This is a genomic window from Paenibacillus mesophilus (assembly GCF_005938385.1).
Classification (GTDB): Bacteria; Bacillota; Bacilli; order Paenibacillales; family NBRC-103111; genus Paenibacillus_AB; species Paenibacillus_AB mesophilus.
In genome coordinates this window covers 1-7,210 of the sequence record NZ_VCRA01000065.1, presented here as the reverse complement: position 1 = coordinate 7,210, position 7,210 = coordinate 1, and the positions used below count along the sequence as shown (strand labels likewise).

10 protein-coding genes and 1 tRNA gene are annotated in these 7,210 nt (G+C 49.8%); 6 read left to right on the top strand and 5 right to left on the bottom strand.

Annotated features, from left to right (window positions below):
- Positions 1-154: 154 nt before the first annotated feature.
- A complete protein-coding gene (locus FE783_RS36995) occupies positions 155-460 on the bottom strand; it encodes a hypothetical protein (protein WP_138884410.1) in 306 nt (101 codons plus the stop codon).
- 83 nt (positions 461-543) lie between these two features.
- Between FE783_RS36995 and FE783_RS36990 the strand changes: the two genes are divergently transcribed.
- Positions 544-846 carry a 4a-hydroxytetrahydrobiopterin dehydratase gene (locus tag FE783_RS36990; protein ID WP_138884409.1) on the top strand — a complete coding sequence of 101 codons (303 nt, stop codon included), beginning with the start codon at positions 544-546 and terminating at the stop codon, positions 844-846.
- A 16-nt stretch (positions 847-862) separates the two neighbouring features.
- Here the strand turns inward: FE783_RS36990 and FE783_RS36985 are convergent, their stop codons facing one another.
- From FE783_RS36985 to FE783_RS36975, 3 genes are all read right to left on the bottom strand, one after another.
- On the bottom strand, positions 863-2,062 hold the full coding sequence (locus FE783_RS36985; protein ID WP_138884408.1) for a peptidase: 1,200 nt from the start codon (positions 2,060-2,062) through the stop codon (positions 863-865).
- Between the two features lie 165 nt (positions 2,063-2,227).
- Positions 2,228-3,439, bottom strand: a complete 1,212-nt coding sequence (locus FE783_RS36980; protein ID WP_138884407.1) for an HD-GYP domain-containing protein — start codon at positions 3,437-3,439, stop codon at positions 2,228-2,230.
- A 162-nt stretch (positions 3,440-3,601) separates the two neighbouring features.
- A complete protein-coding gene (locus FE783_RS36975; protein ID WP_138884406.1) occupies positions 3,602-3,892 on the bottom strand; it encodes a DUF1811 family protein in 291 nt (96 codons plus the stop codon).
- A gap of 346 nt (positions 3,893-4,238) precedes the next feature.
- On the opposite strand from FE783_RS36975, the gene FE783_RS38125 reads away from it, so the two are divergent.
- The 3 genes from FE783_RS38125 to FE783_RS36965 all read left to right on the top strand — a co-directional run bounded on the left by FE783_RS38125 (position 4,239) and on the right by FE783_RS36965 (position 5,933).
- Positions 4,239-4,397: a hypothetical protein gene (locus tag FE783_RS38125; RefSeq protein WP_202916329.1), complete on the top strand. Its 159-nt coding sequence runs from the start codon at positions 4,239-4,241 to the stop codon at positions 4,395-4,397.
- 168 nt (positions 4,398-4,565) lie between these two features.
- Entirely contained in the window at positions 4,566-5,612 is a 1,047-nt protein-coding gene (locus FE783_RS36970; RefSeq protein ID WP_138884405.1) for a YkvI family membrane protein, read from the top strand.
- A 102-nt stretch (positions 5,613-5,714) separates the two neighbouring features.
- Positions 5,715-5,933, top strand: a complete 219-nt coding sequence (locus FE783_RS36965; RefSeq protein ID WP_138884404.1) for a hypothetical protein — start codon at positions 5,715-5,717, stop codon at positions 5,931-5,933.
- Positions 5,934-6,027: 94 nt separating this feature from the next.
- On the opposite strand, the gene FE783_RS36960 is transcribed toward FE783_RS36965, so the two are convergent.
- Positions 6,028-6,100: transfer RNA gene (locus tag FE783_RS36960), tRNA-Val, on the bottom strand.
- 229 nt (positions 6,101-6,329) lie between these two features.
- On the opposite strand from FE783_RS36960, the gene FE783_RS36955 reads away from it, so the two are divergent.
- Together FE783_RS36955 and FE783_RS36950 are read left to right on the top strand one after the other, a co-directional pair.
- Positions 6,330-6,518, top strand: a complete 189-nt coding sequence (locus FE783_RS36955; protein ID WP_138884403.1) for a hypothetical protein — start codon at positions 6,330-6,332, stop codon at positions 6,516-6,518.
- Between the two features lie 132 nt (positions 6,519-6,650).
- Entirely contained in the window at positions 6,651-6,890 is a 240-nt protein-coding gene (locus tag FE783_RS36950) for a hypothetical protein (protein WP_138884402.1), read from the top strand.
- Positions 6,891-7,210 lie beyond the last annotated feature (320 nt).

The following is a 7,210-nucleotide window of genomic DNA, read 5'->3' as shown; positions in this document are numbered from 1 at the left end:
GCCACACATTACCAACTGTTTGTCAAGTTCTATTTTTTATTTTCGTGCAAAAAAAGAGCGGGCTATCTTTTCGATAACCTGCTCTTGTTCTTAATTTTGGGCTCTTCGCCTTAACTTAATGACATTGGACAAGCGCCCTCTCTTTTTTTCATCTTTACCCGAGCTGCTGCGCCTTCTCGATCAAGCGCTCCTTCCGCACATAGGCATGCAGAAGCTCTTTCTCCCGCTCCGTAAACCGGTATTCGCTATCGCAGCCTTCATCCAGCACGACATATTGAATCGGCTCCCCGTCCGACCGGCATATGATCAGCGCCCCCGGCTCCGATAGATCCGCCGGCCATTCCGTGCCGCTCTTGTCCAGCTTCAAATAAATGTCAATATAAGGCTCCCGACGTTCCACGACAGGCCGATACGGCCGCAGATCCGCTTCGAACATTAATTCTGCATTAAATTTGATCATCCCGAATCCCCCTTCGGCAATGCCTTGTTGTATAATGTAAGGTGAATCTTGCATGCCCATCCTTCAAGATCGAGGTGAACTCCATGGCGAAATTGACCGACGAACAAATTCAAGAGCGGTTGGACGTGCGGCAAGGCTGGACGCGCAAAGACGGAAAATGGCTCGTCAAAAAGTTCCGGTTTCCGCTGTATATGAAAGGGATCGAATTCGTTCAGCAAACGGCGATGACAGCCGAAGCGCTTAATCACCATCCGATGATCGCCATCGAATATAAAATGGTTACGATCAGCGTCACCACCTGGAGCGAAGGCGGAATTACCCCGCTCGATTTCGAATTGATCGACCGGTGCGATCGACTCTACGGCGCCATGTGCGGACACGATTGATCCGTTCGACGGCCCGTTAGGCGGAATTCCGCCGATTTTTCCTCCAGGAGTACAGCAGCAGCGCCCCCAACCCGATGACTTCCGTGACGAAGACGAGCGCATCCCAGAACGGCGCCCCCGCTCCCGGGCTGCCGAGCCGCGGAACAACCGTCGCTATGGAGACGAACAGCTGCGGCGCGAAATAAACAGCAATCATGCCGAGGCTGAATACATATCCCGCCGCATAAAATACCGCGTACCATCGTACCGCCCGCTCCTCGGAAGCTTGAGCCGGAAGTCCGCCGTTTCTTCCAAGCTTGGCGAGAAGCCAAGCACGGCTCCGCTCCATCAAATTGTAGCAGCCCGTCCCATTTTCCACAACATAGTACAAATCCGTCTTCATGTAGAAACAGCATTGGAATACAAGCTTCACAAACAAATCCATTGCGGCTAAAGCCGCCAGCTTCGCGGCAAACCCCGGCTCGCCCGGCATAGCCAGCTGGATCGCCAAGCAGAGAAGCAGCACGAGCTGGTCCACGCCCGCTCCCGCCAAATAAGCTCTGTTGCGCTGGTTCGGCTTCAATCGCCATACGCCGTCCATCTCGGTCTCGAACACGACGAACAGGAACCGGTGCCCGATACCAAGCTTCGCCGGAAGGCCGAACGAGCGTACCGCCATAATATGGCCGAGCTCGTGGAGCAGGAGCAGGGCGAACGATAGGATCAGCCATGACAAGCTGTTCAGCGCCATCGAATCGAACAGGAATGCGTCCCGGTATTGCGGAAACAAGTCCGGCTTGACGATGAACAATGCGACATTCGCTGCGATGGCCGAAATATAGAAAAGCCGCATGAACGGGTGAAACCATAATCGGGCGAACGATTCGGATATCCATTGAAAGCTCCCGGCCGTACGCGCTGCCGATGCGCCTCCGCTCATTCGCTGCGCAGCCGAGTCGGGTACGGGAAATCCATCCAGCTCGGCGACGAGCTTCAGTTCAAGTAGCTGCTCCGCGAATCCGACCATGTCGACTTCTTCGTCCGGAAATCGCGCAGACAGCTCCACCGCTATCGCCTCCAACGTTCCGCCTTCCCGCATACGCTGCAGCGCAACAACGCACAGCTCGGACATTTCGTAAAATTCCTGCGCTGCAGCATCTTCGACGATATAGCCTTGCCGATCCGGCCGGAAGACCAGCTCTACCGGTGTCAGTCTGCTCTGCGGCGTAACATTCACCCTGCATTCACTTCCCCCATTAAATTGCTAAGCAAAGCAACAAAAAAAGGATGCGGCCCGAGATGGGCTGCATCCTTCCGCTTTCTTACCACCAAATTCCGCACCACCAGCAAGTCGTCTTTACTTTAGCCAGCTTTCTGATCTTCATCATGATTCACCCCCTTATCAAAGTCTGATCGGCCCGTTAACCGCCGCATCTTTATATGGAGATTGCGCAGCTTTATCGTGCTCCGAAACGACATACCGGGCGAGCAAAGGGTATACTTCCTGGAACACTTCGACGATCGACGGATCGAACTGCGTCCCTTTCCCTTCCACAATCCGATCGTACGCCTCCTCGACGGTCAATGCTTCGCGGTACGAGCGTTTGGTCGTCATGGCGTCAAATGCATCCGCAACCGCCGTTATTCTCGCGAGCAGCGGGATCTGTTCTCCGGCAAGCTTGTCCGGGTACCCCCGCCCGTCCCACCGTTCATGGTGGTGAAGCACAACGCTCACGCTATCCTGCAGCCCTTCGATATGCTTGATCGCATTCACGCCGACGACCGGATGCGTCTTAATGATCTCGAATTCATTCTCGGTCAGCGACGACGGCTTGGTCAATATATGATCGGGAATGCTCACCTTCCCTACATCGTGAAGCAGACATGCATAATAATAAGACTTGATTTCCTCATCCGAGAACCGGTTCAACCGCTTCGCCAGCTCAAGCGAGAAATAGGCAACCCTTTCGCTGTGCCCCCGCGTGTACGGGTCCTTCAGCTCCAGCGTAGCGACGATCCCTTTCACGATGCCTTCCATTTGCCAGTTGTAGGAATCGCGGATCGCATCCACGTATCCGATGAACCGGTTCAAAATGATATACGACATCGAAGACAAGATCGGGTAAAGCGCAAGCGGCAATATGAGGGCCGGCTGCTGTATGGCGGCGAACAGCACAACGTATTTGAACGTCAGCCCGCCGATCACGATCCAGAAATATTTCTTGTTCAGAAAGATCGGGGAAAACAGGACGAACAAAACTTCCGCTACATTGCTCGAATCGTACGTTTTCTCCGAACCTATGTATACGAATAGATCGTTGAACACCGTTATGGTCAAGTAAGTGTAAATGTATACGTACTTGATTAAGGCCGGCTTCTGTCTTCTGTACAAGTAAACCGCAACAGGCAGAAGCACGATCTGCATAACGTATATTCCATAGCCGAGCCCGCCGCTTGGAAGACCGACTTCTCTGGAATGGCTCATGAACTTGGGATAAATATAAAAATAAAACGCGTCGAACGAGAAACCGATTACGTAAAACAACACCAAAAACAACTTGATCGCCCGCTGCTCCTGATTCATTACCGTAGAATTGAGCAATCCTTTGTGCATGCGGTTACCCCTCTAAACGCGATGCCAGCCGGAACTTTGCAACCGACGAAATAGGGATATGGTTCAATTGTATTACTATTTCGACCATATTTACAAAATTCCTGCAACATCTCTGAAGTTTTTTATGATAGTAAATCGCCTTCGTATACCCTTTTCTCTACTTTACTTCCTCTTCAGCATCGAAATAGGAAAACTAGACTCGTTCTTCCCGCCCATCCGGCCCCATGCCATAATCCCGTTTACATAGAGCAGTTCGAACGGCTCCGAATACCCTTCAACCTCATACATCCCTTGCGGAAACGACTCGGACGCCATCATATAAGCTTTGGCCATCCATATTTTACGCTCCAGCATTTCTGTCTGGCTCGGAAACTCCGCCTTCCGTTTCTCCGCCTCCAGCATGTCCACTTCCGCCAAAAGCTCCTCGCGATTCATCTCGCCGTATCGTTTCATTTTCCTCCTCCGGTAAAAATCGAATGGGTAGATTTAGCTAATTTCTTTATAGCATTACATTATCATAGTTTGTCGATTTTTCACAACGCGAAAAAAGTATGAGATCCAGGCCAAGCACGCACCAGAAAGGGATTCCCAAGAACTACCATACAAAAAACGGGATAGCTTTTTTGTCGAAAAATTCGAATTCTCCATACCATACGCCAAATTTCGACACAAATCTATTACGAATAAGTCGGAAATAATCGAATGAACACCTCTACGTCCATTATTTCCGGTGCTAATGGACATGCGTGCATAAATCCGAAGCGAATCGGAATGCTATTGTCCGAGAAGGGTGGTGAAAATGTTGGAAAAAGACAAGCGGAACGAACAAGAGCCGACTATGGCGCCAGGCATGAATACGAGCGACCCTTTGGAAGAAAAAGCTACGGCGCAAGACATCGAGCGCGGAGAATATACGGAAGTAACCCGGTTATTTTTGGATCGGACTCCCGAGGAATGATCGGCGTGATAAGCTGATTGCGGAGGACATCGCCTTAGGTGGAAATTGCGGTGAGAGAACCGGAATTTTTTCCCAAAATGGTCGATGTCCTCTTTGTGCTGCGGAATATAAATGCAATTCGGACATACATCTGAAATATAAACATTCCGGCCGAGCCTGGAGGGCGTCATGCGCAATCAATGGTTTTCGATTATTCAAATCGCCGCAACGTATATGGGGACGGTTGTAGGTGCGGGGTTCGCCTCGGGGCTATCGATCATGCAGTTTTTCACTTTTTTCGGCGCTTATGGCGTGGCCGGTATATTGATCAGTACGGTTCTCTTTATTTGGCTTGGAACGAAGATGATGGTGCTGTCCCATCGAATTCATGCTTTTTCTTATCAGGAATTGAACACTTACTTGTTTGGCCGGTTTTTTGGACGAGTAGCGAATGCGGTCAGTTTCGTGATTTTGTTCGGCGTAACCTCGGTTATGCTTTCAGGAGCGGGCTCGATCTTCAAAGAGCAAATGGGCTTGTCCGAGCAATGGGGAATGATCCTCAGTCTAGTCTTTATCTTTATGGTGCTGATTCGGCAATTAAAAGGAGTGCTCGCCATCAATACGGCGGTCGTTCCCATGATGCTCTTCTTTTCTTTTGCCGTCGGCATCGCCTATTTCTCGATGGACGATCTATTCCACACAACGGAATGGCAGATGAAGCAATCGCACGATTTGGAATGGATCATCAGCCCTTTTGCCTATGTCGCTTTAAACCTCGCCACCCTGCAAGCCGTGATGGTGCCGCTCGGAAGCGAAGCCGATAATGAACGCACGTTGACCTGGGGCGGGTTTTGGGGCGGCATAGGAATCGGATTGATGCTTCTCACCAGTCATCTCTCGATGAACTCGTTGATGCCGGGAATTATGAAATTCGACATTCCCATGGCGGAAGTCATTCGCGATCTCGGTAAATACATGCATCTTATGTTTATTTTTGTGATCTATAGCGAAATATTCACAACCTTGGTCGGGAACGTCTTCGGCATGACAAGGCAAATCAAAAGCATTTACCACAACCTTTCGACCAATTTGATCATTTTGACTATTTTATTGGCCTGCTTTGTACTGAGCCAAATGAGCTTCGCGGTTCTCCTCTCCCATTTGTATACTTTATTCGGTTATATCGGCCTTTTCCTGCTTGTCTTTCTGATTGTGAAACGAATGCCGCGGAAGTAAACCGGTAAAGCCCTTCGATGCGGCAACTGTATAAAACACGACGGGAACGTGTACTATAAAGCAATGCTTGAACCATTACTTATTGACGGAGGAGTTGCAGAAATGGCACAAATCGATACGAACACTTTAAAAAGGGCGGAAGCAAACGCATCGATCGCTAAAGATCTGATCGTTCAGGCCATCGAACAATCCGCAGCCAACCCGACGCTTTGCGAGGAAGCTCTAAAACAAGCCGCGCACGAAATCGCACAAGCACAAACGATGGTGAGCCAAGTACAATCGGCGATTCAAGCCGCCGGGTCGCAGCAAAGCAAATCATGAATCCCGTTTTTTTCGGCAAAGGCTGCCCCGTTAGGGCAGCCGCTTTTTGTGTAAAAAAGCAAAAAACCCTTGATACACAAGGGTTTTTTTCGTATGATCTGTAGTGGGCTCGAACCACTGACCCCTACCCTGTCAAGATAGTGCTCTCCCAGCTGAGCTAACAGATCGCATTTGATGTTCGCTGGTGACAAGGAATATAATATCAAGAATCGATGGACATGTCAACGATATTGTTAAACTTTTTTTATTTTTTTTGGCCGAATCTTTTTTGGGGAATGAAACGGCTTGTCTCCTCATACGTTTTTAGCGAAGTTTATGTTTCATTAATTATAAATCGGGCGGCAAGGGAAGGATAATCCTCCCGGCCTGCCGAATAGTTCTCTTCGGAGGTGTCTTATGATCGAGAAGTATCCGCTCGCCAACGAGCCCGACAAAACCATGTTCGTATTCGCGTCCGGCAGCAAAGTGTACGGCCATATCATCAAAAACCGGACGGACAAGGCGCCCGCCAAATTTATATTCGAGACGCAGCGGTACGAGTCGACCCATGCACTGAAAGCCGACTATCCGGAGGCGGATAAGTAAAAAAGCAAGAAGTCCGGCCACGCAGCTGCGTGGTCTTTTTGTAATAAATGATAGATTCATCAACTTTTATAGTGCCGACACCTTCTCACACTTCCTCTCATCTACTGGTAGAAGAGGAAGGAGGTGAGCAGCATGAATACTCATAGTTTCGCTCGTACCCGCGTCATCAGGCTGCGTCGCGGCCAATCCGTCGCATTGGTTTGCGGCTTTACTTTGGTCACTCGCCGAATTACGCTCAGACCGGGTCAATTCGTGGTAGCAACCTGCGATGGAAGCCCGAGAACAATCATCGTCGGATGCCGGTCCTTCAGAAGAGAGATTCGTATCCGGTTGAGAATCGGCGAGAGATTGATCATCAGATGCCATTCCTAAGAATCCCCCAGAAGTGAAGAGATGCTTCGCAGCTTATTCCTATTACTTCTGGGGGAGCCCCCGTTAAAGATCCCCCAGAAGTGAAGTGACGGTTTGCAGCTTTTTCCGATTACTTCTGGGGGAGCCCTCGATAAAGCTTCCCCAGAAGTGAAGAGATGCTTCGCAGCAAGTACAGAAAAGGCAGGACATCCGTCCAATGTCATTAAGTTAAGCTCAAAGACAAGACCAGGAATAAAAATGGAATTGGAAACGGCATGGGAAAAAGCCCTGTGCCGTTTGTTTTTTTGGTGCCAGCAAGGAAAAAGCGTACAGCAAACAAA